This window comes from Alloyangia pacifica (assembly GCF_003111685.1).
GTDB classification, from domain to species: domain Bacteria; phylum Pseudomonadota; class Alphaproteobacteria; order Rhodobacterales; family Rhodobacteraceae; genus Salipiger; species Salipiger pacificus_A.
In genome coordinates, this window is the sequence record NZ_CP022189.1 from 2,399,038 (window position 1) to 2,424,379 (window position 25,342).

The window sequence follows — 25,342 nt, forward strand, 5'->3', positions numbered from 1 at the left end:
CATGACTGAAGCCGATATACTTGCGCCATATGCATATCGAGGCGCGCCTTGCTCTCGCGGGTCCGCATTGGGCAGACGTGTGATGGCTCCGGGCGCCCGACCGCCGCGTCCACCGGCGTCATCTAATGTCGCAATGACCGGCGAATGCGCGGTCTTCCGGATGCCGGGTGCCCCAGGACCTGCATCCCCAGCCCGACCGCCCCGGCACAGATTGTGAGAGCCCGGTGAGCACGTCTAGAATTGCCCGCAGCGCGCCTTACCTTACGTTAGCCACTGGGGAGTGCGCAGCATGCCTGCGCTCTGCCACGAGGGTTTGGGGCGCGTCCGCCGGTACCGTATCGAGTGCCCGCAGTCCGGCATCCGCCGGGCGGGTTGGATCATCTCATCGACTGCGCCCGAGAGCACAGTCATGCTTCTTGAAAGGAAGGTTTCCATGAAACGTCTTGTTGCAGCCCTTCTGATTTCCGGCATCACCGCCGGCGCAGCTCTCGCCGACGCGACAGCGGAACAGGCCAGCGCGATCAATCGATACGCACCGGGAGTCGATGTCTCGATGTTGAACGATGATCAGGTGGAGGCGGCCTTTGCCGCCGCCAACGGCACGGACTCCGACGCCGAAAAGCGCACCCAGATCGAGTTCATCGCCAGCGGCGAAGGGTCAGAGCCGATGACCTTCTCTGAGGAGCAGATTGCGCTGATCGAGGAATATGTATCGCCCGAAGAGGTCGCCAAGATGACCGGGCAGCAAATGGGCAACGCCCTGTCGATCATCAGCACCAGCGAAAACCACAACCAGAAGGCCGCCCGGATCAAGGCCCTGATCGGCAACTGACCCAGCCAGACCTCTGGACACGCGCGCCGCTGCAGCACGCGGCGCGCGGAGTCGTTTGAAGATGCGTGTAGAGGCCGTCGCGTCGAGACGTCGTGGCGGAGCGGTGTTTCGCCATCCAGAGTTGGTACCCGCGGCCGGACTCGAACCGGCACGCCATGCGGCTAGGGATTTTAAGTCCCCAAAGCTGCCCGAATGTCACCGCGCCAGATTGAGGAATCCCCAGCCTATACCCTGCAAATAAAGGATAAATGCCAGTTAAGCGCTAGTTGACTGTCAGTCGGATGTCAGTCAACTATCAGCTTGAATGTCACCGCAGTGTCACCGCAGGAATCGACCATGAAGACCGAAACCATTACAGCCCGCATCGGCGCCAAGACCTTCCGGGAAACCGAGCTGCCCGAGGGCTGCCGCGAGCTGGTCATCAAGGACTCGGACCTTACAGGCTATGTCCTGCGCCTGACGCGAGGCGCCGCCTCATACGTCTATCGCGGGCGTGTGGCCGGGTCCGGCCAGCGCCGCGCCGTCGTGCTCGGCGATGCCAAGCTGTTGCCCGCCTCTGAGGCCCGCAAGGCGGCAGAGCGGACCCGGGCACGGTTCCGGGCCGGTCATGATCCTGTCCTAGAGGCAGAGGCCGAGGCAGACCGCGCCGAGGCAGAGGCCGAGCTTGCCCGCATCGAGGCCGAGAGGAAGGCGGCAGAGGATGCCGCCGAGGCAGCCCGCAGGACGCCGCTCGGCGGCTTCCTCGACCTCTACCTTACCAAGTTCGAGGCAGGCCACCTGACCGACCAGAGGCGCACCCCGACGCCCGAGAGCGTGCGCTCTGAGAAGGTCACCGCCGACCGGCTCAAGCGGATGCTCGGCGCGGATCTCGGCGTTGGTGACATCGACCTTGCCGCCTGCCGGAAGCTGCGGGCCGGACTCGGCGAGTTCGCAGGCACGACCCAGAAGAAAACCTATGGCCTGCTCGGGCGGGTGCTCGACGCCGCGCTTGATGAGGGTCTGATTGACGGCAACCCGGCGCGGCTGCTCAAGACCCCCAAGACCAGCATGAAGCGCGAGCGGTACTTGAGCCGCGAAGAGCTGCGGGCGGTCTGGGATGCCTCGCACAAGCTCGCCGAGTATGGACGCGGAATCCGCATCCTGACCGCCTGCCCTGTCCGCGCCTCGCTGCTCAAGGTGATGAGCGGTTACACCGTCAAGGACGGCGCCTTTCACGTCCCTAGCGATGCCGAAGGCAACAAGAGCCGCGTTGCGTGGGTCATGCCGCTGACCGCCCTCGCGCTCGAACAGCTTGGCGATCCTGTGCAGCCGCCCCGGACCATGAATGACAGCACGTGCCAAGCCAAGCTGATGAAGCTGAGCGGCGTGACCGATTGGACGCCGCACGACCTGAGAAGAAGTTACGCAACCTTGCTCGGCGATGCCGCCCCGGACCTGAGCCGCGCCGACATCGACTCATACCTTTTGCACAAGCCGCACGGGCTCGAAGCGGTCTATTCACTGTCGCAGCGCACCGCCGCTCTGCGCACCGTGGCGGCTCGCTGGGATACCGTCCTGCGGGACATCCTGCGCGGCGCTGATGGCAATGTGGTGCCGCTGCATGGGTAAGCTGCCCGGGCCCGACAAGGACGCCCTACGGGCCGGAAATCCGGCCCTGTGGGCACGTGCCGTGGTGGCCGAGGCCTGCACCCAGCATCCCGAGTTGCGCGAGGCTCTGGCGATCCTCTACGCCGAGCAGCGCGATATCGGCGCCGAGGGCGACGGTATCGCCGCTCGGGCCGTTGCCGCCGATGCAGGCAAGACGGGCGGGCGTCCGGCCTCGCCGCTCTGGCCGCTCATCCTGCAGCTTGATGCATCTCGACCGGCGCACATCAAGGACAAGACGCACCGCGCGGTGCGGGTTCGTCGTGCCTTGCTGGCGATGGAACTTGACGGGATTCCGTCCGCCTCGACCATTCGCCAAGGGCTCGGAAAAAGTATCTGACAGAAAGGCTCCTTACTGTCGCGAGGATGGCGCTAGGGTGATTCCATCGAAAGGAGGAACACCCATGACGCACCCGCCGCACAAGCTACTGACGGAAGACGAAGCCGCCGAATATCTCGACGACTGCGGCTATCCGATGCAGCCCTCGACCCTGCGGAATTACCGCAGCTCGAACCGTGGGCCGCACTACGTCCGCGCAGGACGCTCGCCGCGCTATCGCGTGGCTGACCTGCACAAATGGCTGACCGAGTTGCCCGGGCATGAGAACACGCTCGGCGAGCTAGAGCACAAGCTCGGTATCGCGCCAACTTAACTACATCCCGACATCCTGAACTCCTTTGGGACATGTCCCAAAGGCACCGCCCCGAGCGTCCGCGCCGTTCGGGGCCGGGAAACTCATGCGCGGCAATCTGGAGGGACTGACATGCAACCCAACTTTGACGCACCCGTCATGAGCGAGGAAGACGCCGAGCGGGACGCCCTGATCGGCGATGCGCAGAGCGCGGCAGATACGCTCTGCACCACGCAAGAGGACATCGACACGCTGCACGCGCTGACCCTCGAAGCCCTGCAGAAAGCCCGCAACGGCGCTCAGATCACATCACCGGAAGAGGAATAACCATGCACGAACACCCGAAGATCAAAGCTGCCCTAGCGCAGGTAGACGCTTACCATGCCGAGCTGCGGCAGAGAGCGCCGCACGCCGTCGGTATCCCGGATTATGTCCGCTCTTTCAGCCTCAACACCAATGAGGCGCTTGTGGCTTCCTATGACCCACGGGCAGGCCGCAGGTTCAAAGCTCTGGTACATGTCCTGCCCTCAGGCGACGTCATGACGTCAGCCGGGATCAGCCTGAGCGTCAAGCGCAAGCAGGTGCAATGCTCGCGTAGGGCAACGAAGCACGGACCCAAGAAGCTCGGCAACATCGAAGTTATGACGGCGGAAGATCTGGCAAGACACATCAAGAGGGCGCTTTCGTCAGTGCTGCACATTGCTTTCAGAGGGACATCTGAGGCAAAGCCCGCCCGTCTCAGCGGCGAGGCCGTCGAAGTCATGCGCGAGGCGCTGCAACTCAGGGATGACCTTCGCGATCTCAGTTTTGTCATGTGCGCTCTGCTCGATATCGACGCGCTCGGAAAGTCGAAGTCCGCGAGTGCACGCCTTGCCATGCTCGACAAGGCCAAGGCTAATTTCAACGCGATGTTCGGCGGTTCCTTGGATAGTGCCTTGGCCCTTCTGCACGGAAGGCCGAACGATGCCGAGATTGCAGCGGGCCGCGAAAGAGAAAGGGCGAAGAATATCGAGCGCCTGAGGAAGTCGGTTGCAGATGCGGAGTCTCTGCGCCTGCCTTTCGGGAGCATCTATGACTATGCCACCTGCACCGACCTTGCGGAAAGTCTCTGGTGGGCGAGAGACACGCCAGAGGTTGAAGCGCTCTGGCAGGATTTTGGGCAGGCCATCCAAGATGTTCCGACCGGGGAATGTTCTGGTGGCCTGCACTACGAAGACCTGCAGGAAGTCGAGTATTCGGAAGAGTGGCCGGAAATGCGGGCCGCATATGACCGCCATATTCCCCGCCTGATCAATTCCGGACTCGCCGAGATCCGCGCCGTGCTCGACGAACTCGGCGCCGCGCCCGAGCTAGAGCCCGATCCGTTCTCATGAAGGCGAACGGGCGAGGCCGTCAGACCTCGCCCGCTTAGCAATGGACAGGCGAGCTGACGTCCAACCCTGCGGAAAGGATATGCCGACTAAGCGACAATTGCACCCCCCGAAACTGGCACGACCCGAGCAGGGGACTCCGCTCGGGCCGTATAGATGCAATCTGATGGACTACTGCTTGCATGAGGCCTCTACATCATGCCGCAAGCGGTGGTCCTGACGCAAGAGGAAGCCACTGATGGCCAAGGCCACGCTTCAGACAGTCGAGTTTCAAGGCACCCTGCAGACCAGCGAGAACGCCCCTAGAGGCACATGGGGCGCCGTCCGGATAAACGGCGCCGCCCACACCGCCCGACAGGACAAGGCGGGCGGTTCGGGATATTCGCCCGTCAGGTTCAAGGGCAATTACCGCCGAAACGAGAAAGGAGTCGAGCGCTCGGCGGCAGTGTTCGATGTCGAACAGCAGAAGGACGGGCGGCAGCCGCATAGCCCGGACGTGATGGCAGCACGGCTCAACTGCCGATCTGTGCTTTACACGACCTTCCGGCACACGTCCGAGGCGCCGCGTTACCGCATCGCCCTGCCGTTCGCCGAGCTGGTGCAGATCTCGGATGTCGAGACCGACAAGGAGATGATGTTGATCCTCGCCGACCGGCTCGGGATCTCCGACGTGCTCGACACCGGCAAGACCGGATGCGGATCATTCTTCTATTCCCCTGCCTGCCCGGCTGAGCGCCTGAGCGAGGCGAGGACGTTGCATGTAGACGGCCCGCACCTCGATCCCTCATCCGCCTTAGAGGAAGCACAGGACCGCGTCAGGAAGCGCAGGGAGGCCGTTGCCGCCGTCCCGAAGGGCAAGGGCAGCAACAAGGCCGCGAACGCCCTGCGCGGCAAGCTCAAGCCGATTGACGAAATCCTGCCTCTGCTCGGCTATGAATGGCGCGGCGGGGATCGCTGGCTTTCGCCCTACTCGAAGAGCGGCAGTCCCGGCGTCGTGGTGCTGACCGGCGCCGACGGCATCCCGCGCATGTGCTCGCATCACCAGAATGACCCGCTCTGCCTCGACGTCGAAGTGTTCGGCACCCGTGCTCATGACGCGCTCGACCTTGTCGTGTTCGACCTTTACGGCGCAGAGATCGACATCGCCGAGGCGATGAAGGAACTCGGCAAGGGCATCCCCGAGCGCTACGCCGCGCCGACGCCCGCGACCATCCGGCGCGAGCTGGAAAAGCGCCGCGAGACGCTGGCTCCCGAGGTGATAGAGGAGGATTACGCGGGCGAGATCTTCACCCTCACCGACAGGTTCGGCGAGGCGCACGAACTGACCGAGCACGAGTCCGCCGAGCTGCTGCAGTTCTACCCCGACGGCCCGCCCGATGATCTCGACACAATCGAGGCGCTGCTTGCGATCTTCATGGAAGAGCGCGAGAGCCAGACAGCGCAGCTCGCCGAGATCCCCGAGATCCCCGGCATGGTCGGCGAACTGGCGGCATGGGTTGCGGGACGCTCGCGGCGCATCCTGCCGCGCGAGGTATGCGTGTTCACGGCGCTGGCCGCGCTATCGGCTGGCGTGGCGAACCGCGCCGCCGTGGTCTGGCCGCAAGGACCGTCGGCGCTCAATCTCGACATCCTGCTCAGGATGGGCACCGGCACCGGCAAGGAAGAGCTGCGGGCGACCGTCTCGGCCCTCGCGACCAGAATGGGCGGCGCGACTCCGTTCGACAGGTTCGGCAGCAAGGAGGGCGGGCATCGCGAGATGCTGGAAAACCAGCATAGCGCCGTGGTGCTGATGATCGACGAATACGCGAAGATGCTGCTTGCCGTGGCCAGCGGGAAAGACCCGATCAGCAAGGCCATCCTCGATTGGGCCATGGCGGCTTTCGCGAACCCGTTCGGGACGCTGACCGCAACGCCGGTGAAGAACAAGCGCGACCAGCTCGGGCCGGTGGAGGGTCCGTGCCTTGCCGCCTTCGGCACCTGCGCGGAAGACCCTTCGGACGCGCTGGCCGTCTCGGACGTGGGCGGCGGATTCTTGAATCGCAAGATTTTCTTGTCCGGCCCCGAGGTGGCGCCGCTGAAGCCGGTACGGCAGGCGCGTATCAAGGTGATACCGAAGGACGTGGAAGAGGGAGTCGCCCGTCTGGGGAGGCTCTTTGCGCCCCTGACGCGGATGCCTGGACTCAACGTGGGAAGCGCCCTGCAGCCGGTTGAGGGATGCCCGCGCGAGGTGCTGCCGATCATCCCCGACGACGGCGCCCTCACGGCGCTGGAGCGCTGGCAGGACGTGGCCGAGGGACACACGCAAGACACGCGCGATCCCGACCGCGTCCTGTGGGCGCGAGCCATGCAGCACGTCGTTTCCGTGGCCGGGCTGATCGCGCTCGGCGAGCGGGCGACCGATCCACGGGAGACATTCGAGCCCGTCGAGATGCGGCAAGAGCACGTCGCGGCGGCAATGGCCGTGGTGCGCCGATCCATGCGCGATCTCGCCGCGCTCGCCGAAACGAAGACGACCAGACCGGCGCACGGGCAGATCGACGCCAAGCGCGAGCTTCTGAAAGTCTTCCTTCGCCTCGCTCGGGGAGAATGGCTGAGCAGGGACGCGCTGCGGCGGAAGAGCAAAATCCTGAAAGGCCCTGAGCGTGAAGCCGCGCTGCTCGACATGGAAGCGGAGGGCACGATTGAGAGCCGCGAGCGCCGCACGGGCAAGGGCGCGGGCCGTCCCGTGACTGAATACCGGAAGTCTTGGCGCGGGTGATTGCGACCATTACCGGCCATTGCCGACCGGATTCTGGCCTATGGCGCCGAGCTGGTGGCGTCAGATAGGCCGGAATCCGTGGTCGGTAATCCGGTATTAAGTCGGTAATTTGGTAGTGGTAAGTAGTAGTAATATATATATAAAACCCCCCTTACATACATTACCAACCATATAAACCAACCATCCCTGACCTATCCTGTTCTTGTGTGTGTTCTAGGGAGTCCGGTAATTGGTAGGTCGGTATTGTCTGAGACCAGCTCGGCGCCCTGTCCGGGCGTGCTCGTGTCCGAAACAGGGCACCCCGGCGAGCCGGTCGGCGCGGCTCGCTGGCATCCGAGATCCAGACACGATCAAGGGGGAACCGCCCCGGGCGTCCGAGGGGTTGAACATTTTGTTCAACCCCTTGCCCTCGACCCGACAGCACCAGCACCAGAGGCACGCACAGAGCGGCAAGCATCGCTCATTTGAGCCATGCTCTACCCTACCCTAGCCCGAACCCTAGATGGCCATCTGGCGGCGCTCTGCGGCGCTCTGGTGGCCTGCCCTGCCCTGAGGCCTAGGCCATGCCCTGCGCCTGCCTGCCTGCTCTGCCTGACCCGAGGTCATGGCTTGACTCGCCCTGAGCTGTGGCAGCGAGACCATGTCCGGCCCATGTATGGCCACCCCACCCCCCTCACGCATCACAAATGAGCGCGACTCCGATCGTCTAACCAATTGATTCGTAACAACTTTCGTGGGTCTGCGCGTAGAAAATGGGCGGGGGGAGGGTGATTCCGAGGGCCGACGGGGACCGTACCACCGCGCCGGGGGCTGCGTCTTGCGCGAATCTTCCATTCCCTGGGCCCGAATGAAAAATATTTTCTTTGCGAATGCTCCACATGTGGTAAGTTTTTATTATCAACGTCGTCCCGGCCTAGCCTGTCCGAACCGGAGTCGCATCATGGCCAAATGTCCCACCAGGCCCCAGCCGCCCACCAAGACCTCGACCGACACTCCCCCCACATCCGAATCCGAGGACAAGCCTGCCGAGGTGCTGACGATCCACGACGGGGGTAAGCCCCCGCAATGGCCAGCGCCATCGATTCCGCTTAAGGGTCCAGCGCTGGAGCACTACGGCGAGCTCTGCAATACCGTCTGGAACGCCAAGGGTGGGCTGTTGGTGACCGACCTCAAGCGAGCCGAAATCGCCGCCCGCGCCTATGGCGAAACCATCAGATGGGCCAACGTGAGCGAATTGCTTCTGAGCGAGGCCGCAAAGGCTGGCATCCGGCCGGACCTGCGCTCTTTGGCCGCCGCCTCTGATCAGCAAACTCGGGCGGCTCGCGCGTGGTCCTCTGCTACGAACCAGCTCGGACTCGAGGGGCGACATCTCGGCCTCGAACACAATAAGCGTCTACGCGCCAACGTCGGCACAGACCGTGGCGACTCGAAGTGGAAGAGCGTGTTACAGGCTGGCACCATCGCTCGATCTTGCGACGATGACGAATGGGATGACGTCTAATCTAGCCGGAAGAGCTTTACGCAACCAAGCAGACCAGGCACGAGTCCGCGATCTGGCAGGCCCAGCACCGCCTATTGCGGCAGGGTGGCAGCGCCTTAGCGACCGGCAGAACCCGACCCACAGGCCGAGACGTCGACGCTGGAAAACCGCCCCCAAAGGCGCACAGGTGCGGCGCCTGCGGCTGCCCCGCTCTGGAAGCGCCCTGACCCGGCCTCCCCGTCTTACTGATCACTTTGCGCTGGCGACGGACTGCCTCCTCTGCGATGGTAGCGCGAGGCGGGGCAAATCCCTCAATTCATTGAGCAGCACGAAAACAGCGGAATAACCGCACGGGAAATCTATGGGTCAGTTCAGTATATCGTCGCTAATCGCAAATCAAAATCAGGTGCGCCAATGTCGCGGCTAACCGATCTGATAGCGCAGGCGAAGTCCAAAGACGCCGATCTGGGGCGCGAGTTGGAACAGGAGTTCAAGGCGCTGGCCAGTCGCCGGTCCTTTGGCCTGAACTTTGAGCGGCACACGCCGGAGTCGGTGGAACTTCCGGGCAGACCCATCCGCAAGGGCGACAAGGTGCGCGTCCTGCCGCTACGCGGGAGCACCGAAAAGGGCGACAAGCGACTGTGGAAAGTAACGCGCACGATGAAAGAGCGCGGTGTTAGCGTGGCCCTGCTTGATCTGATTGGGGCAGATGAGCCGGAGACACAGACGATCCCGGTGGAAAACCTGATCGTTGTGGCCGAGTTCCGGGACTACATCTACCCCGGCCTTGTCAGCACAGGGAAGGTAGAGCGCGGCGGTGACAAGCCCTTTCACACCGTGATCAACGGAGAAAACTTTCACGCCCTGGAGGCGCTGACCTTCACCCATCGGGGAAAAGTGGACGTGATCTATATTGATCCGCCCTACAACACCGGGGCGAAAGATTGGAAATACAACAACGATTACGTTGAGGGGGATGACCTCTACAGACACTCCAAGTGGCTGGCGTTCATGGAACGGCGATTGAAGATTGCGAAGGAACTGCTAAACCCATCAAACTCAACGTTGATCGTGACGATTGACGAGAAGGAATATCTCAGGCTCGGATTGCTACTTGAACAGAGTTTCCCAGAAGCTCAGTTGCAAATGGTGAGCACCATAATCAAGCCGGAAGGAACAAACCGGTTCGGTGAATTTAGTAGAACAAATGAGTTCGTGTATGTGGTTATGTTTGGAGATGCTCGTGTTGAAGCCAACCACGACGATATGTCTGGTCGTGAAACCATCAGTGAAGAACGGCCAATAGAATGGCGAAATCTTCGCAGGCGAGAGAACACAAGCGTTCGATCTGCCCGCCCAAATCAATTCTACGCCGTATTTGTGGACCCTGAAAAGAAAGAGATTCATAGCGTAGGCGATGCGTTAGCACTGAACGTCGATAGAGAAACTGTTCCCGTCCCTGATGGGTGTTTCGCGCTATTTCCTCTCAAACCTGATGGCACAGAAATGCTGTGGGGAGTGACTCCCGAAGGTCTGCGCTACAGAATTGAAAATGGTTTTGCGAGAGTGAGAAACCCTAAAAGCGGGCCGAAAAAAGCAGGGATTCAGTACTTGGCAAGCGGAACCATAGAAGCGATCAACGCTGGCGAGGTTGTGATTACGGGGAAGGACAGCCAAGGTGCCGTAGACGGATACTTCAAGAAAAGCCGCGTAATGCCCAAAACAACTTGGAACAAGGCGTCTCATAATGCACAGACTTCGGGAACGCTTATATTAAACGCTCTTTTGGCAGGTAGGAAATTCCCCTTCCCCAAAAGTCTTTATGCGGTTGAAGACAGCTTGCGCTTCTTCGTGGGCAACAAGAGAAACGCAGTAGTTTTGGATTTTTTCTCGGGATCGGGGACGACTGCTCACGCAGTTATGAGATTGAACCGTCAAGACGCTGGCAGGCGTCAGTGTATATCCATCACCAACAACGAAGTTGGTGCAGATGAGCAAAAGGCACTATCTGATGCGGGCCTTCGGCCCGGTGATCCTGATTGGGAAAAATGGGGTATATGCGACTACATCACTAAGCCGCGCATTCGCGCTGCAATCACTGGGCAAACACCAGAAGGAGAGCCGGTCAAGGGCGATTACAAGTTCACCGACGAATTCCCTATGGCCGAAGGGTTCGAGGAAAACGCTGAGTTCTTTACGCTGACCTATGAAACCCCGGTCTCGATTAGCCACAACATGGCTTTTGCTCGCATCGCCCCCCTTCTCTGGATGCGGGCGGGTAGCGAGGGGCGGTGCATAGACACCCTGCCGGGTGCCGGGTGGGCCGTGGCCGATACCTATGGTCTACTCACCGATCTGGACACTGCCACGCCCTTCGTCGACGCGGTAGAAGCCGCAGGCGGCATTCGCATCGCCTATATCGTCACCGACGACGACAGACGCTTTCAATCCGTCACCCAACGTCTGGCAGAAGGTGTGGAGCCAGTGCGGCTCTATGAGTCCTATCTCACCAATTTCCGCTTTTCGATGGGTCGCTGAGACATGAAGTTTACGCTCAAAGATTACCAAGATGACGCTGTTGCGCAGGTTCTGGACCGGATCAAGAAGGCCCGCAAACGCTGGCACGAGGATCAAGAGAAGAACGCTTTTTCCCTGACTGCGACCACGGGTGCGGGTAAGACGGTTATGGCCGCTGCGGTGTTCGAAGCACTGTTCTTCGGTTCAGACGATTACGATTTCGAGGCCGATTCCGGCGCAGTGGTGATCTGGTTTTCGGATGATCCGTCGCTGAACGAACAATCCAAGTTCCGGCTGATGGAAGCGGCAGACAAGCTGACTGTTTCGGACCTAATCACCGTGGAGAACACCTTCTCGCGGGAAAAGTTCGAACCAGGCAAGATATATTTCCTGAATACTCAGAAACTGAGCAAGACAAGTCTTTTGGTGCGCGGTTCTGACGCAAGTGACCAAGGTGTGCTTTCCATAGATGGCGTACCTCTCAAACCAGATGCCCGTGCACATACGATTTGGGACACGATCCGCAACACCATCGAAGACCCCGACCTAACGCTCTATCTTGTGCTGGACGAAGCGCATCGGGGAATGCGCGAAACGGTGCAGGGCACTAAGACCATCGTGACGCGGTTGATCAACGGTCAGGGTGGTGTGCCGGGTGTACCGGTGGTCTGGGGAATTTCCGCTACCGTGCAACGCTTCGACGATGCCGTGAAGTCGATGCAGGACCGCACTGCGCTGCCCAACGTGGTCGTGAATTCCAAACTGGTGCAGGATTCCGGCCTTCTGAAGGATACCATCAATTTGGATGTGCCGGATGAAGTGGGAGACTTTGCGACAGTTCTACTGCGGCGCGGAACCCAGAAGCTCCGTGACATCACAAAGGCCTGGGATGCTTATTCAGCGGAACAGGGCGAAAGCGGCAAGGTGACGCCGCTGATGGTCCTTCAAGTCCCCAACACGCCCAGCGCCGACGACGTGGGCAAATGGCTAAAGACGATCTTCGACGCTTGGCCCGAGTTGCCTATTGATTGTGTCTACAACGTATTTGGCGAGAAGAAGCCCGAAAATTTCGGTGGTTACTTGGTACCCTACATCTCGCCTGAGCGGGTGCAGGAAAGCGAATATGTGCGCATTCTCTTGGCCAAGGAAGCGATAAGCACCGGCTGGGATTGTCCGCGTGCCGAGGTTATGGTGTCCTTCCGGGCGGCAACCGATCAGACGCATATCACGCAGTTGCTGGGGCGGATGGTGCGAACACCGCTTGCACGACGAATTCCTGGCAACGAAAGGCTTAACGCGGTCGATTGCCTGTTGCCGAACTTCAATCAGGCGACAGTCAAGGCGGTGGTGCAATCCCTGATGAGTGGCGGCGATTTGGGCGACACATTGCCCGGCCGCCGGGTGTTGATCAACCCAAAGGAAATGTCGCCCAATCCGGCAGTGCCACAAGATGTCTGGGACAAGCTGGTGTCGCTGCCTTCCAAGACCCTTCCCAAAAAGCAGGCGCGACCTATCAAGCGACTTACCGGGCTGGCCCACGAATTGGCTGCAGACGCAATCCTGCCCGGTGCGGGCAAAGTGGCCCACGCGCATCTGCACGAGCTTCTGGACAAGGCGCAGAGCGACTATCTCGAGGCTATCGAGAAGGCGCGGAAAGCGGTTCTGACGGTTGATGGAAAGACAGCCCGAGCAACGGTAGGCAGTACAGTCATGACATTTGACGACTTCGTTGAAAGCGCCGATCAGGCCGTGATCGAAGACGCCTACAAACGCGCCGCCCGCATGATCTCACCAGATGTGGCCAAAACCTACAGCGAATACCTGGCCGAGAAGTACGGGGACGCCGAAGACGAGGAAGAAGCCCTTACCGAAGCCCATACGGACGTTGCTGCAATCGGTCTGGTCCCAGAGATCAAGGATCATCTGGAAAAGGCTGCCGAGGCACTGGCGAACAACTGGCTTACTTGCCATGAGGCAACAATTAAGGCTCTGAGCGACGAGCGGCAGGACGTCTACCGCGAGCTGCGGGAACTAAGCGCTAATCCCCTCGACGTTTCGCTGGCCATGCCGCGCAACAGCTTGCAGCCGACGATCGAGCGCAAGGAGAATGGGCGCGAGGAAGCGCTGCCGCTCTATGACAACCATTTGCTCTGCGATCCAAATGGCAAGTTCCCGGCGCTGTTCAATTCATGGGAACTGGAAGTGCTGACAACGGAAGCCCGGCGCGACAACTTCTTGGCCTGGTATCGCAACCCGTCATCCTCCAGCCCGGAATCGCTAGGCATTACTTACCCCGAAGGCGGTCAGGAAAGTATCATGCGGCCTGATTTTATTTTCTTCACTAGGAGCGAAGAGGGCGCTGTCCAATCGAACATCATTGACCCGCATGGACAGCACCTTGCCGACTCGCTGCCCAAGCTAGTCGGCTTGGCGAACTATGCCGAAAGCCGAGGGAGTCATTACGCGCGTATCGAAGCGGTAGCCAAGGTTGGCGATATCTTCCGGTTGCTCGACTTGAAGGATGCGGGGGTGCGGGCGGCTATTCTATTAGGGCAGAGTGCCAAGGCGCTTTTTGAAGGAGCGCATGCTTTGACATACCCGAAGGTAGATGGGTAGTACGGCGTTGAGAGGCTGAAAACGGTGGAAGATGGGCTCTTGCCCATCTTTTACTTTTGGTTTTTCAAGCGCACAGACATAGCAATTTTCCATGCGTGCTAGCATAGTCTGGTCGCACATCTTTTCTGTTCCGCTTCTCTTCTGCCGACTTTCCTGAGCCGGTATCGTCGGTAGAGTGTGATGAATCCCGCCCGATCCCCTGTCAGGTTCCTGCGTCTGGATGCCGACCAGGTCACCAGCGTCCCCGTCTGCATCCTGCGTGCGCCAAGCCGACATTCAACGCCAGCATCGCCCGGATATTTCTTTGAGGACTGCTGTTCCATATGGCGTTGCGCCATAAGGCCCTGAGCCCCCGCTGGATAATTTGCAGCAGAGCCGCTCCACCAACACTAAAAGACTTCACGAATGGCACACCAACCCAACCGAAAATCTGTCAACATCTACGTTGATAATCAATGACTTATCGACTCATGCCTTAATCTGTTCTACCCTTGTTCCACGCGCCGGGATTAGCCCGCGTGGCAATCAGGATGGCGCACATGCTCCGAACCATTCCAAGTCCCTCAATCGCGATTGGAGGCGCACGGATCAGAGCTAGCCGCCGTCTTGCAAGCCAGATTGCCGCCGCTGGCCTATCCGCCGTTACAGCCCTCCGAGCTGACCAGAGCCGCCCCGATGAGCCTTTCGCCGCCATCGAAGAGGCTCACGAAATCCTCGATCATGTCCAAGACGCCATCCGGCAGACCCTCGCCCTAGCAGATGAGATGCGGGCCGTCGGCGCCTTGCTGCAGACCGGCGAATATAGCGACACCCACACGCCCGCCCTGCGGGCCGCTGAGGCTGCCCGAGGCTATTGCGAGAGCATCCGGGCCGCTCAGCCCGATGCAGCCCTAGACAGCCTCGACGATGCCGCACGGGACGCCCTAGAGCTTGCCCAAGCCCTCGCCGACGATTGCGAGGTTGCCACGGGCCGGGCCGAGAAGATTGACCAGCGAGCCCGGACCCTCGCCGCCCATGGCCTCGCCCGCGCATCCGAGCGGCAGGCCTCCGAGCTGCTGCGCCGGTTCGCCCTGCCGCCCGAGCTGGCCGAAGTTGTCGATGGCTTAGAGCCTCGCGCCGCCGTCGAAGCCGCCCGGCAGTTCCAGCACAGCAAGGCCGCGACCCTCAGCGCCAGAAAGGCCAAGCGCCGGACCGCAGAGCGGCAGCTTGTCGTCGATGAGATTGCGGAGGCATGGGCATGAGCGGCTTTGTCACCAACCCTGACGGCAGCGTGACCTTTCCGAGCGGAAAGACCCTCACGCGCAAGCAGATCGAAGAGCAGAACGAGCGCCGCGCGAATGATCGAACGCCAGTCACCCGCGCCGAACTCACCCGAAGCGAGAAAGCCCTGCTTGAGGCCATCGGCGAGGTGCTGAAAGCTGAAAGGCGTTTCACGGATGAATGCCTTGCGCCGCTCAGGGACGCCATCAAGGACTTGTCGGGCCGTGAGGTGCTGACCGGCGCCGCCCGGCTGATCAGTGACGGCAACGCCAAGGCGCTCAGCTCGGCGATAGAGCCTGCCTTGCATCGCCGGGCGGTCATCCTCGACGGCACGCCGCCCGACTGGCTGCAGGGGATGTTCCAATGACCCGAGCGATTGCATCTCATGAAGTTCTGCACGCCCTCGCCGGGCTTGTCGTCGTCGAACTGCGCTATCCGAGCCGCTGGCCCGACGTGCGGGTCACGCTCGAAATCAACCCGAGTAGCGGCTCATGCCTGATCGAAGTTGGCGACGTGATCGACGATGCCGAAGACCGGCACATAAGCCAGCAAACAGCCGCAATCGCGGCGCTCGGACCCTGCGCCGAGGCAGAGGACGCCATCAAGCTCATCCACGCCGAGGACTGGCAAGCGCTCGGCGAGGCGGGCGGCTTGTCGATTGCAGATGCCGAACTGCTGAGCCGGGCGCAGATGCCAGACCTGCCGCTTTTGGCCACAAGGACGATTGACGCCGTCCGAGCCCTCAAGCGAGGGCTAGGCGCGGCTCGCTGGCAGCGCTTGTGCCGAGCAGCTCGGGACATGTCTAACGACAAGCTCGGCAGCCTGACCGCCGAGGAACTGGCGCCCCGGCATCGCATCCAAGCGGCTATCCGGCAGGCCGGTGAAGAGCTTGCGCCCCTGCTCGGCGCCGCCTCACCCGGCAGAGTCCAGGTTGATAGGATCGTGGCCCGCACAGAGGCGCAGGCCGAGGCTCAGGCCATCAACGAAGCCAGAGCGCAACGGCAGGCCAAGACCGAGGCAGCACGGCAATCCCGACTTACCCGGAAGGAGTCCCCAAAATGACCCCGGATCACCGCATGATTATCGTCTCGCGCATGAGCGCCGGTTTCGACCTGCTCGGGCAGACGCTCAGGGCACAACAGAAGGAAGAGCCCGGCTCGGAGGCACACACGACGCTCGAAAATCAGGTGTTTGAAATCCTCTATTACATCGCCTGCGAGGGCGCCCGGGTCGGCATGGGTGTTGCCGAGATCCGCGATATGGGGATGGCGCGAGGTAGGCTGCAATGACCGATGCCGCGACCCTCGCCGAGCTGCGCCCGCGCCTCGAAGCGGTGATGTCGCGGCTGCCCGGCTATAGCGCAAAGCTGAAGATCGACCACACCGGCCTGCCCGTCGTCGAACTCTGGCGCGATGGATTCCGGGTTGCGATCCAGTCCGCCCGCCCATGGTTGACCGAGATGGAAAGAGCCCATGCCTGACCCGCTGAGCTACAACGCCCGCGCAATGCGCGAGCTGAGCGAGGCCATCGCACTCGCCCGCGAGGTCGCCCGAGATGGCGCCGCCCTTCGGCAGGGCAGCGCCCGAGAGCGCGAGCTTGCCAAGATCGCCGCCGAGCTTGGCGCGATGATCCAGACGCTAGGCCGGGATCTCGAAATCAGCGCTGCCGACCTGCAGGAGATGATCCGGGCGCCTTTCGATCAGCGCGGGCGGCTGAACTAGATGCTGACGCTTCCCGTTGCTCGCGCCTTGCTGCTTGCGCCCGATAGACGGCGCCTAGCTTGGCCAATTCTTTCTCACGCTCAGTCGAAGCACGACGGGCGGAAATCATGGGACGTCTGCGCGGCATGGCGTTTCCTTTCTGGCTGGGGATAGCCCCGACCATAGCACAAGCAGGCAACGGAGGTCCGGCCATGCGAACCGCACAAATCATCCCCATCGAACCATACTTGCCCGAGACCAAGCAGCGCGACCGGGAAGCCGCGCTGCTCTGGGAACGGTTCGAGGATCGTATTGAAGCCAGAGCTGCCGAGAGCTGGGATACGACCGGCGTCAGCGCCCGCACGCTCTGGGATATGAGTCAGCTCACGGACTGGCCGTCAATCGCCCGGCACTTCGGGTTAGACGGTTGGGCGTGAGGAGTTGGGACATGTCCCAACTCACTCGCCTACTCCCTCATCCCAGAAGATCGCCCGACCGTTCGGGCCGAAGTCGATGCCTGCCGCTCTGATCGCCTTAGCCAGAGCCCGCAACGTGCTGGCCCTCGCATCGCTGCCTTTCTCGACGAGCTGAACCGACGACCGGGCAACCCCGGCCCGCTCGGATAGGTCCGCGAGCGTCCAGCCTAGGACCGCTCGCGCTGCTCGCACCTGTGCTGCCGTCAGTATCATTTTCTGTCCTTTCGGTATTGCGTACTGATTATGCGCAACCATATACTGATTACACAGCACACACAACCGATGCAGAATCATCGAGAGGACAGAATATGACGACCACACCCCAACTGCCCGAGCAGCCTGCCGACCTCGACCGCATCCGCGCCGACATCCGGAAGGCAGCTCAGGGTGTCGAGACCGCATCGGGCGGCACCCGCAAGGCATGGCTGAGGCTGGCTGCAGAGCTTTCCGAAGCGCGGAAGCATTTCAACGAAGAGGGCGGACTCGCGAAGTGGCTGAAGGATCACAAGCTCAATGATCTGCCTGGCCTCAAGACCGCGTCGGATACCTCGAAATTGCTTTGGATGCACGATCATCCCGGCGCCGTCGGTCTGGTGAAATGCACCGATGCCGCCAAGCCTGACTCGATCTTTCGAGCTTATAGCCGCTTGGTCGCCAAGGAAGCCAAGCGCCTTCACAAGGAAGCGCCGCGCAAGGATGCCGTCGCCGAGCTGATGGCGGATCTCGACATGACCGCCGAGGAAGCAGGCGCGGCCTATGACAGCGCCGCCCGGAAGGCCAAGGACGCGAACGACAAGAAGGCACAGAAGGACGCGCGGAAGCCGCCCGAGGCTTTCGACCTCGCCGACCTCGAAACCGATGCGCTCGAACTGCTCGCCGCCGAGATCGCGGCAGAGCTGCGGACCCGCCGTGAGCAGATCGGCAAGGAGCTTGTCGCGTTCCCGGCGCCCGAGCCCGAACCTGAGGCCGAGGAAGAGTCCCCGCTGCTCGACCGCCTTTGGGATGCCGTGAATCGGCACGGGCTGAACCCTACCAGTATCAACGCGCGGACGCATATTGCCGAGGATATGGTAAACGATCACCTCATGGGGACCGCCCCTATCGGCGCGGCTCACGCGCGGCTCTACGAGAAGATGATCGCAAAGCTGCCCGAGCTTCCCGAGGAAGAGCCCGAGGCGGAGATCCAGACCGAACCCGAGATCCAGACCGAGGAGACGGCGGGCGATTTCGACAAGTTGCGGCCTGTGATCAAGACCGCCAAGCAGACGCTCAAACTGTCGAACGCCGCCCTTGGCAAGATCGTCGGAATCTCGCCTTCGCTCTGCGGGCACCACATGACCGGCGAGCGCACGCCGACTCCCGAGACACAGGCACGCTACGTGGCTTGGCTCGCCGACGTGAAGGCAGAGCTGGCGGGCGAGTTCGGCGCATGACGTCGCCCATGTCAGAAGCGACGGCCCGCGCGACGATCTCGCGCGGGACCGCCGGACGGCTGATGGCCGAGCTGCGGCACACGCCGGAACTCACACCAGATCGGCTGAAACAGCTCATCAATCCGAGGTTCTTCCCGCGCAACCAAAAGGCCCTCAAGAGGTCCGCAGAGCGGGTCCGCAGGCATCCCGGCGCCGTCCGGGTTGCCGTCACCAGCGCCCCCGGCCTTGTCGTCGTGGCGCGGCGGCACTTCGTCACCACGGGCAGCTCTTACCATGAGCCCGGCGTGGTCCGGACCATGCCCGCCGCACTCTATGAGCATGTGACGTTCGCCCCCTCATCCGCAGACCTCAGGATGCTTGACCTGCACATACAGAAGCACGCTATAGCCCGCTGGGTTGAACGCGGCGGCTCGCCCGATCCTCGCGATCTCGGCGTGAGCCTCGCCGACCTCGACGCCGCCGCGCTGCACATCCTGAGCGCCGATCTGCGCGGTTATCTGTTCGGGCCATTGGTCGGCGACAGCTCGGGACATTACGCCGCCTTCGGCGTCCCCGATGCTCGGGCGGGAACATGGGTTGTCGTGCCCGGCCTTCCTGAGGGAACTTCCCAGATCGACCAGCGCGAGCGCGACCTTATCGCCGTGACCTATCTTGGCGAATCCGAACTGTCGGAAGAGCGGCAGACCTACCGCGAGCACATGCTCGCCCATGGCATCCGCGCGACCGTCCAGCGCTGGCCTGACCTGTTCTCACCCGAGGCACAAGACCGGCATTGAAACGCCCGGTGACCTCATGCCACCGGGCGCAAGCCAAAGTACCGGGCGGACTTGGGCGGAACGCCCGGCAGCCCGATCCTAGCACGATCCTCGACCTTTAGGCCACGATCTCGACCCCCGGGCGGTCCCCGCCGGTTGACCTAACGTAAGTCCTTGCTATCGTTCCCTCGACCCCCTGCCCGTTTATCGTTTCGGGCATCCCTTCGGAGGACGTCATGAAGCGCTTGGGTGATGACGAACTGAGAGATCTTCCCACGGAAGACCTGATAGCCATCGTGCGCCAGCTAGAGCGCGAGGTGAGGCTGGCCCGAGAGGCCGAGCAGGACGCACAGGCCGAGGTCAGGAAGATGCGAGCGGCAGCACAGAGCCGGGCAGACCTCGACCAGCGCAGCGCCGAGGCCGTCAGATCGCTCGCCGATGAGGCCGAGACTTGGCGCGATAAGTTCCTGACATGGGCCAAGCTCGACGACATGCGGGCCGATGAGATCGGCATCCTGCGCGATACCCTCCGCCCGTTCTTGGAAGACGGCACCGCCGAAGAGACACGCCGGGACGCCATCAGCGCCGCCCTGATCGGCAAGAGCAACGCCGGGCGCCGCCCTGCCTTGACTGATGCCCATTGCGTCGAGCTGGCCCGCAGGCACGCTCAGGGCCAGTCTGTGAGGGCGCTTGCCAAGGCCTTCGGCGTCGGGCGTGCGACCATCGACCGTGCCCTTGCCCGAGGCCGGTCCTGCGCCCCGTCCCTGAGCGCGATGCAGAACGCCGGGCGCCTCGACAAGAAGATGGCCAAGCTGCAGCGCGAGACCCGGGCTAGTGCCAAGGTCTGGCGCAAGCGAGACGCCACGCGCTGAGTCACCGCAACCTTATGTCACCGCAGTGTCACCGCAGGACGGCTTGTCACTGCAGACCGCCCGTATCCCCATGGGGATCAAATCCCGTAAATATTTGATTTTATTGTGGTACCCGCGGCCGGACTCGAACCGGCACGCCATGCGGCTAGGGATTTTAAGTCCCCTGTGTCTACCATTCCACCACGCGGGCCCCCGTCCTGTCTGCCGCATCGAGCCGCGGTTGACCAGACCCTCTTGTCAGGGCGTCGCGACGAGGCGCGCCACGTCACCTGCGCGCAGCTCCAGCGCCCCGTCCGAGGTGAACCCGAACCCGGTCACCGCGCGCAGCGCCGCGATCAGGGAATCCCGCCGGGTCGCCTCCTCGGGTGCGCAGCTCTCGCCGTCTTCCGCCGTGACCTCCATGCGGACCACGCCGTCGTCTCCGGCGCTCCAGTTTCCCACGAGATCGCCGCAGCCGAGGGCCCCCGACAGTGCGCCATCCGCGCCGAAGCTCAGCTCGACCGGCCCGCCCTCGAGGGGCTCGTCATCCAGCAGCGCGACCCGCCACGGGCCGCCCGTGACGCGCGACACGCGGTCCACGCGGCAGGCCTCGAGAACCGCGCCGGCGATCCGCACCGTCGCCTCGTCGCCCTTGGTCCAGACATAGGTCTCGGGGTCGTCGACGGAGTCGAATTTGACCCCCGACGCGCTGCGGGACCGGGCCATGGGCATCTCGGCGCCGCTGTAGAAAAGCCGGCCGCTGTCCCCCTCGAGAACCATCGCCAGCGCCGCGCCTCCGCAATCGAGGCCGACGTGCACCGGCAAGCTGTCCAAGGAAGACTGCGCCGAGACCGGGGCGCCGGACACGACCACCAGCGCCGCGACCATCCAACGTATCATCATACCAAACTCCTCCTCCTCTCGGCGCGCCAGGGTCCGAGGCGGGGCGACCTGCGTCAGTCGGCGATCTCCGCCAGCCCGTCCTCTTTGACGGCCTGCATGGCGACATAGGTCGACGTGGTCGAGACATGCGGCAGGGTCGAGAGCTTTTCGGCCAGAACCCGCCGGTAGCTGCGCATGTCCGAGGTCCGCACCTTCAGAAGATAGTCGAAACTCCCGGCAATCAAATGCACTTGCTCAATCTCGGGGATCGCCGTAACCGCCTTGTTGAAGGCCTCGAGCGAGGTCTCCCGGGTGTCGGACATGCGCACCTCGACGAAGGCGACGTGGTCGAGCCCGAGCTGGATCGGGTCAAGGATGGCCCGGTAGCCGCGGATCACGCCAAGATCCTCGAGCCGCCGCAAACGCGCTTGGGTTGGGCTTTTGGACAGGCCAATGCGCTTGGCGAGTTCGGTGATCGACAGCCGCCCCTCCTCGGCGAGGGTGGTGAGAATCGCACGATCGAACCGGTCAAAGTCATCCGTGACGTTTTGCATCGTGACTTCCATCATCTTCGGAGAACCTGCCTTTCAGAAATACCATCTTCAGGAAAATCGACTTTCGAACCTGCTGTATCATAGGGCAAACGTCTGGAGATCACCATGCCCTACGACCCCCTGCCCGACCTGCGCGCCGAGATGGATGCCGCGACCTACGCCGATGAGGCCCGGACCATCGCGCGGCTGCGCAATCTCGCCGCGCTGACCGAAGGGGACCGTGCGAAGATCAACGCGCGCGGCGCCGATCTGGTCCGCGCCATCCGCGCCAGCGCCAAGCCCGGGCTGATGGAGGTCTTCCTCGCCGAATACGGCCTCTCGACCGACGAGGGCATCGCGCTGATGTGCCTCGCCGAGGCGCTGCTGCGGGTGCCGGATGCCGAAACCATCGACGCGCTGATCGAGGACAAGATCGCCCCCTCGGACTGGGGCAAGCACATGGGTCGCTCGACCTCGCCGCTGGTCAACGCCTCGACCTGGGCGCTGCTGCTGACCGGCAAGGTGCTCGACCCGAACCAGCGCCCCGGCCCGGTCGGCCACCTGCGCTCGGCCGTGCGCCGTCTGGGCGAGCCGGTGATCCGCAAGGCGGTCAGCCGCGCGATGAAGGAAATGGGCGCGCAGTTCGTGCTGGGAGAGACCATCCAGAGCGCGATGAAGCGCGGCGCGCAGCAGGAGGCCAAGGGCTACACCTACAGCTACGACATGCTGGGCGAAGCCGCCCGCACCGAACCCGACGCATTGCGCTACTTCAAGGCCTATGCCGACGCAATCCGAGCCATCGGCACGGCGGCCGAAACCGACGACCTGCGCGACAACCCCGGCATCTCGGTAAAGCTCTCGGCGCTCTACGCGCGCTACGAGGAAGGCCAGCATGACGACGTCATGCGCGTGCTCGTGCCGCGCCTCGTCGAGCTCTGCGAGATGGCCGCCAAGGCGAAGATCGGCCTCAATATCGACGCCGAGGAGGCCGACCGCCTCGCCATCTCGCTCGACGTGATCGAGGCGGCGCTGGCCTCCCCCTCTCTGGCCGGCTGGGACGGCTTCGGCGTAGTGGTGCAAGCCTATGGCAAGCGCGCGAGCCAGACCCTCGACTGGCTCTACGAGACCGCCAAGCGGCTCGACCGCAAGATCATGGTGCGGCTGGTGAAGGGCGCCTATTGGGACAGCGAGATCAAGCGTGCGCAGGTCATGGGCCTGACCGACTTCCCGGTCTTCACCGCCAAGCACAACACCGACATTTCCTACATCGCCAACGCCCGCAAGCTGCTGGGCATGACCGACCGCGTCTACCCGCAGTTCGCCGGGCACAACGCCCACACGGTGGCGGCGATCCTCGAGATGGCCGGCGATGACCGCGACAGCTTCGAGTTTCAGCGCCTGCACGGAATGGGCGAGCGGCTGCACGAGATCGTCCACGAGCAGGAAAAGACCCGCTGCCGCATCTATGCGCCTGTCGGTGCGCACCGCGACCTTCTGGCCTATCTCGTCCGCCGCTTGCTGGAGAACGGCGCCAACAGCTCCTTCGTCAACCAGATCGTCGACGAGAGCGTGCCACCCGAGGAGGTCGCCGCCGACCCCTTCACCGCCGAGGACTCCCGCACCCTCGCCCGCGGCCCCGAGCTGTTCCAGCCCGAGCGCGCCAACTCCGAGGGCTTCGATCTGACGGACCGTCCGACGATCGCCCGCGTCGAGGCCGCCCGTGCGCCCTTCGAGGCAATGATCTGGAAGGCCGGCCCGCTGCTCGCCGCCCCTGCGCCCTTGGGCGGGACCGAGGACGTGCTGAACCCCGCAAGCCTCACCAAGACTGGCGAGATCACCTGGTCCAGCGCCGAGACCGTGGCCGCCGCCGCCGCCGCCGGCCAGCCCTGGAGCGCCGCACCGCAAGAGCGCGCCGCGATCCTGAACAAGGCCGCGGACCTCTTTGAGCAGCACTTCGGCGAATTCTTCGCCCTGCTCGCCCGCGAGGCCGGCAAGACCCAGCTCGACGCCGTCGCCGAGCTCCGCGAGGCGGTGGACTTCCTGCGCTACTACGCCGCCCGCGCGGAGGGAGCCGCGCCGCAGGGCGTCTTCGCCTGCATCAGCCCGTGGAACTTCCCGCTGGCGATCTTCACCGGCCAGCTCTCCGCCGCGCTGGCGGCCGGCAACGCCGTGCTCGCCAAGCCCGCCGAGCAGACCTCGCTGATCGCCCACCGCGCCGTGCAGCTGCTGCATGAGGCCGGCGTGCCCGCCTCCGCCCTGCAGCTGCTGCCGGGTGCCGGAGAGGTCGGCGCCGCGCTAACCTCCAACCCGGCGGTGACGGGCGTCGCCTTCACCGGCTCGACCGAAACCGCGCAGATCATCCACAAGTCGATCGCCAGGCACCTTGCTCCCGGCACGCCCTTCATCGCCGAGACCGGCGGTCTCAACGCGATGATCGTCGACAGCACCGCCCTGCCCGAGCAAGCCGTGCGCGCCATCGTCGAGTCTGCGTTCCAGTCGGCAGGCCAGCGCTGCTCGGCCCTGCGTTGCCTCTACGTACAGGAGGACATCGCCCCGCATTTCACCGAGATGCTGATGGGCGCGATGGACGTGCTGAAACCCGGCGCGCCGTGGCATCTTTCGACCGACCTCGGCCCGGTGATCGACGCCGAGGCCAAGCAGGGCATCCTCGCCCATGTCGAGACCGCCCGGAGCGAAGGCCGCCTCCTGCACGAGATCGCCGTCCCCTCCGAGGGCCATTTCGTTGCGCCCACGCTGATCAAGGTCGGCGGCATCGACGATCTGGAGCGCGAGATCTTTGGCCCGGTCCTGCACCTCGCCACCTTCCGGGCGTTCGAGCTGGACGCGGTGATCGACGCGATCAACGACCGCGGCTATGGGCTGACATTCGGCCTGCAGACCCGCATCGATGACCGCGTGCAGCACGTCACCGAGCGCGTCCACGCCGGCAACATCTACGTCAACCGCAACCAGATCGGCGCCATCGTCGGCAGCCAGCCCTTCGGCGGCGAGGGGCTCTCGGGCACCGGGCCCAAGGCGGGCGGCCCGCTTTACGTCGACCGCTTCCGCGCCCACCCGGCGCCGCAGGCGGGCACGAGTTGGGGCACCGACGAGATCCCGGCGCGCCTCGAAGAGGCGCTGCGCAGTGCCGGCTGCGCGCCGCAGCCCGAGCGCAAGGACCTGCCCGGTCCAACCGGCGAGGCCAACCAATATATGACGCTGGCACGCGAGCCCGTGCTCTGCATGGGTCCGGGGCCAGAGGCTGCCGCGGCGCAGGCCGAGGCGATCCGCGCCCTCGGCGGCGTGGCGGTCACTGCCCATGGCAGGATCGCGCCGCAGGTGCTGGCCACGCTCAAGGGCATCTCGGCGGCGCTTTGGTGGGGGGGAGCCAGCGAAGCCGCGGCCTATCGTCAGGCGCTGGCAGGGCGCGAGGGGCCGATCCTGACGCTTATCACCGGCGCGCCGGACAAGGGGCATGCCCGCGCCGAACGCCACGTCTGCATCGACACCACCGCCTCCGGCGGCAACGCGGCCCTGCTCGGCGGCAACATGTAAGGGCTGCCCCGGCAGGCTTGCCAAGCTCCGGTCACCCTCGGCGCCTCC

24 protein-coding genes and 1 tRNA gene are annotated in these 25,342 nt (G+C 63.3%); 21 read left to right on the forward strand and 4 right to left on the reverse strand.

All coding sequences use genetic code 11. The annotated features are described in order from the left end of the window. Window positions 1–289: 289 nt before the first annotated feature. The 17 genes from CEW88_RS11570 to CEW88_RS11655 all read left to right on the forward strand — a co-directional run bounded on the left by CEW88_RS11570 (window position 290) and on the right by CEW88_RS11655 (window position 17,246). The gene (locus CEW88_RS11570; RefSeq protein WP_159099597.1) at window positions 290–832 is read left to right on the forward strand and encodes a hypothetical protein; all 543 of its coding nucleotides are present in this window, start codon (window positions 290–292) and stop codon (window positions 830–832) included. A 336-nt stretch (window positions 833–1,168) separates the two neighbouring features. Continuing rightward, window positions 1,169–2,440, forward strand: coding sequence for an integrase arm-type DNA-binding domain-containing protein (locus CEW88_RS11580; RefSeq protein ID WP_108966949.1), 1,272 nt, complete (start codon window positions 1,169–1,171; stop codon window positions 2,438–2,440). Then, a complete protein-coding gene (locus CEW88_RS11585; RefSeq protein WP_159099598.1) occupies window positions 2,433–2,816 on the forward strand; it encodes a hypothetical protein in 384 nt (127 codons plus the stop codon). Before CEW88_RS11580 ends, CEW88_RS11585 begins: the two co-directional genes overlap by 8 nt. 64 nt (window positions 2,817–2,880) lie before the next feature. Next, window positions 2,881–3,129 carry a helix-turn-helix transcriptional regulator gene (locus CEW88_RS11590; RefSeq protein ID WP_108966953.1) on the forward strand — a complete coding sequence of 83 codons (249 nt, stop codon included), beginning with the start codon at window positions 2,881–2,883 and terminating at the stop codon, window positions 3,127–3,129. A 111-nt stretch (window positions 3,130–3,240) separates the two neighbouring features. Next, window positions 3,241–3,435: a hypothetical protein gene (locus CEW88_RS11595; protein WP_108966955.1), complete on the forward strand. Its 195-nt coding sequence runs from the start codon at window positions 3,241–3,243 to the stop codon at window positions 3,433–3,435. Between the two features lie 2 nt (window positions 3,436–3,437). Continuing rightward, the gene (locus tag CEW88_RS11600) at window positions 3,438–4,481 is read left to right on the forward strand and encodes a hypothetical protein (protein ID WP_108966957.1); all 1,044 of its coding nucleotides are present in this window, start codon (window positions 3,438–3,440) and stop codon (window positions 4,479–4,481) included. Between the two features lie 235 nt (window positions 4,482–4,716). Beyond that, window positions 4,717–7,236 carry a hypothetical protein gene (locus CEW88_RS11605; RefSeq protein WP_108966958.1) on the forward strand — a complete coding sequence of 840 codons (2,520 nt, stop codon included), beginning with the start codon at window positions 4,717–4,719 and terminating at the stop codon, window positions 7,234–7,236. Window positions 7,237–8,176: 940 nt separating this feature from the next. After that, entirely contained in the window at window positions 8,177–8,737 is a 561-nt protein-coding gene (locus CEW88_RS11610; protein ID WP_108966960.1) for a hypothetical protein, read from the forward strand. 393 nt (window positions 8,738–9,130) lie between these two features. Beyond that, entirely contained in the window at window positions 9,131–11,254 is a 2,124-nt protein-coding gene (locus CEW88_RS11615) for a site-specific DNA-methyltransferase (protein ID WP_108966961.1), read from the forward strand. A gap of 3 nt (window positions 11,255–11,257) precedes the next feature. Continuing rightward, window positions 11,258–13,849, forward strand: coding sequence for a DEAD/DEAH box helicase (locus CEW88_RS11620; protein ID WP_108966963.1), 2,592 nt, complete (start codon window positions 11,258–11,260; stop codon window positions 13,847–13,849). A gap of 764 nt (window positions 13,850–14,613) precedes the next feature. Beyond that, window positions 14,614–15,090 carry a hypothetical protein gene (locus tag CEW88_RS11625; RefSeq protein ID WP_159099599.1) on the forward strand — a complete coding sequence of 159 codons (477 nt, stop codon included), beginning with the start codon at window positions 14,614–14,616 and terminating at the stop codon, window positions 15,088–15,090. Further along, window positions 15,081–15,476: a hypothetical protein gene (locus CEW88_RS11630; protein WP_108966966.1), complete on the forward strand. Its 396-nt coding sequence runs from the start codon at window positions 15,081–15,083 to the stop codon at window positions 15,474–15,476. The genes CEW88_RS11625 and CEW88_RS11630 overlap by 10 nt, the downstream gene beginning before the upstream one ends. Then, entirely contained in the window at window positions 15,473–16,171 is a 699-nt protein-coding gene (locus CEW88_RS11635) for a hypothetical protein (RefSeq protein WP_108966968.1), read from the forward strand. The genes CEW88_RS11630 and CEW88_RS11635 overlap by 4 nt, the downstream gene beginning before the upstream one ends. Further along, window positions 16,168–16,398 (forward strand): hypothetical protein, encoded by a 231-nt coding sequence (locus tag CEW88_RS11640; RefSeq protein ID WP_108966970.1) that lies wholly within the window; start codon window positions 16,168–16,170, stop codon window positions 16,396–16,398. The genes CEW88_RS11635 and CEW88_RS11640 overlap by 4 nt, the downstream gene beginning before the upstream one ends. After that, complete coding sequence (locus CEW88_RS11645; RefSeq protein ID WP_108966971.1) at window positions 16,395–16,589, forward strand: hypothetical protein; 195 nt, start codon at window positions 16,395–16,397, stop codon at window positions 16,587–16,589. The genes CEW88_RS11640 and CEW88_RS11645 overlap by 4 nt, the downstream gene beginning before the upstream one ends. After that, window positions 16,582–16,830 carry a hypothetical protein gene (locus CEW88_RS11650; protein WP_108966973.1) on the forward strand — a complete coding sequence of 83 codons (249 nt, stop codon included), beginning with the start codon at window positions 16,582–16,584 and terminating at the stop codon, window positions 16,828–16,830. The genes CEW88_RS11645 and CEW88_RS11650 overlap by 8 nt, the downstream gene beginning before the upstream one ends. A 107-nt stretch (window positions 16,831–16,937) precedes the next feature. Then, window positions 16,938–17,246: a hypothetical protein gene (locus CEW88_RS11655; RefSeq protein WP_159099600.1), complete on the forward strand. Its 309-nt coding sequence runs from the start codon at window positions 16,938–16,940 to the stop codon at window positions 17,244–17,246. Window positions 17,247–17,267: 21 nt separating this feature from the next. Here the strand turns inward: CEW88_RS11655 and CEW88_RS25200 are convergent, their stop codons facing one another. Further along, window positions 17,268–17,708, reverse strand: coding sequence for a helix-turn-helix domain-containing protein (locus tag CEW88_RS25200; RefSeq protein ID WP_368074594.1), 441 nt, complete (start codon window positions 17,706–17,708; stop codon window positions 17,268–17,270). Here CEW88_RS25200 and CEW88_RS11665 point away from each other — a divergent pair. From CEW88_RS11665 to CEW88_RS11675, 3 genes are all read left to right on the forward strand, one after another. Next, window positions 17,594–18,718: a hypothetical protein gene (locus tag CEW88_RS11665; RefSeq protein WP_108966978.1), complete on the forward strand. Its 1,125-nt coding sequence runs from the start codon at window positions 17,594–17,596 to the stop codon at window positions 18,716–18,718. The two genes, CEW88_RS25200 and CEW88_RS11665, sit on opposite strands and share 115 nt — an antisense overlap. An 8-nt stretch (window positions 18,719–18,726) precedes the next feature. Next, window positions 18,727–19,494 carry a hypothetical protein gene (locus CEW88_RS11670; RefSeq protein WP_108966980.1) on the forward strand — a complete coding sequence of 256 codons (768 nt, stop codon included), beginning with the start codon at window positions 18,727–18,729 and terminating at the stop codon, window positions 19,492–19,494. A 215-nt stretch (window positions 19,495–19,709) separates the two neighbouring features. Further along, entirely contained in the window at window positions 19,710–20,345 is a 636-nt protein-coding gene (locus CEW88_RS11675) for a helix-turn-helix domain-containing protein (RefSeq protein WP_108966982.1), read from the forward strand. A 106-nt stretch (window positions 20,346–20,451) separates the two neighbouring features. On the opposite strand, the gene CEW88_RS11680 is transcribed toward CEW88_RS11675, so the two are convergent. The 3 genes from CEW88_RS11680 to CEW88_RS11690 all read right to left on the reverse strand — a co-directional run bounded on the left by CEW88_RS11680 (window position 20,452) and on the right by CEW88_RS11690 (window position 21,760). Beyond that, window positions 20,452–20,535: transfer RNA gene (locus CEW88_RS11680), tRNA-Leu, on the reverse strand. A gap of 47 nt (window positions 20,536–20,582) precedes the next feature. Continuing rightward, window positions 20,583–21,227 (reverse strand): META domain-containing protein, encoded by a 645-nt coding sequence (locus tag CEW88_RS11685; protein WP_108966983.1) that lies wholly within the window; start codon window positions 21,225–21,227, stop codon window positions 20,583–20,585. A 53-nt stretch (window positions 21,228–21,280) separates the two neighbouring features. Continuing rightward, entirely contained in the window at window positions 21,281–21,760 is a 480-nt protein-coding gene (locus CEW88_RS11690) for an Lrp/AsnC family transcriptional regulator (RefSeq protein ID WP_108967785.1), read from the reverse strand. Between the two features lie 105 nt (window positions 21,761–21,865). On the opposite strand from CEW88_RS11690, the gene putA reads away from it, so the two are divergent. Next, a complete protein-coding gene (gene putA, locus CEW88_RS11695; protein WP_108966985.1) occupies window positions 21,866–25,294 on the forward strand; it encodes a bifunctional proline dehydrogenase/L-glutamate gamma-semialdehyde dehydrogenase PutA in 3,429 nt (1,142 codons plus the stop codon). Window positions 25,295–25,342: the final 48 nt, after the last annotated feature.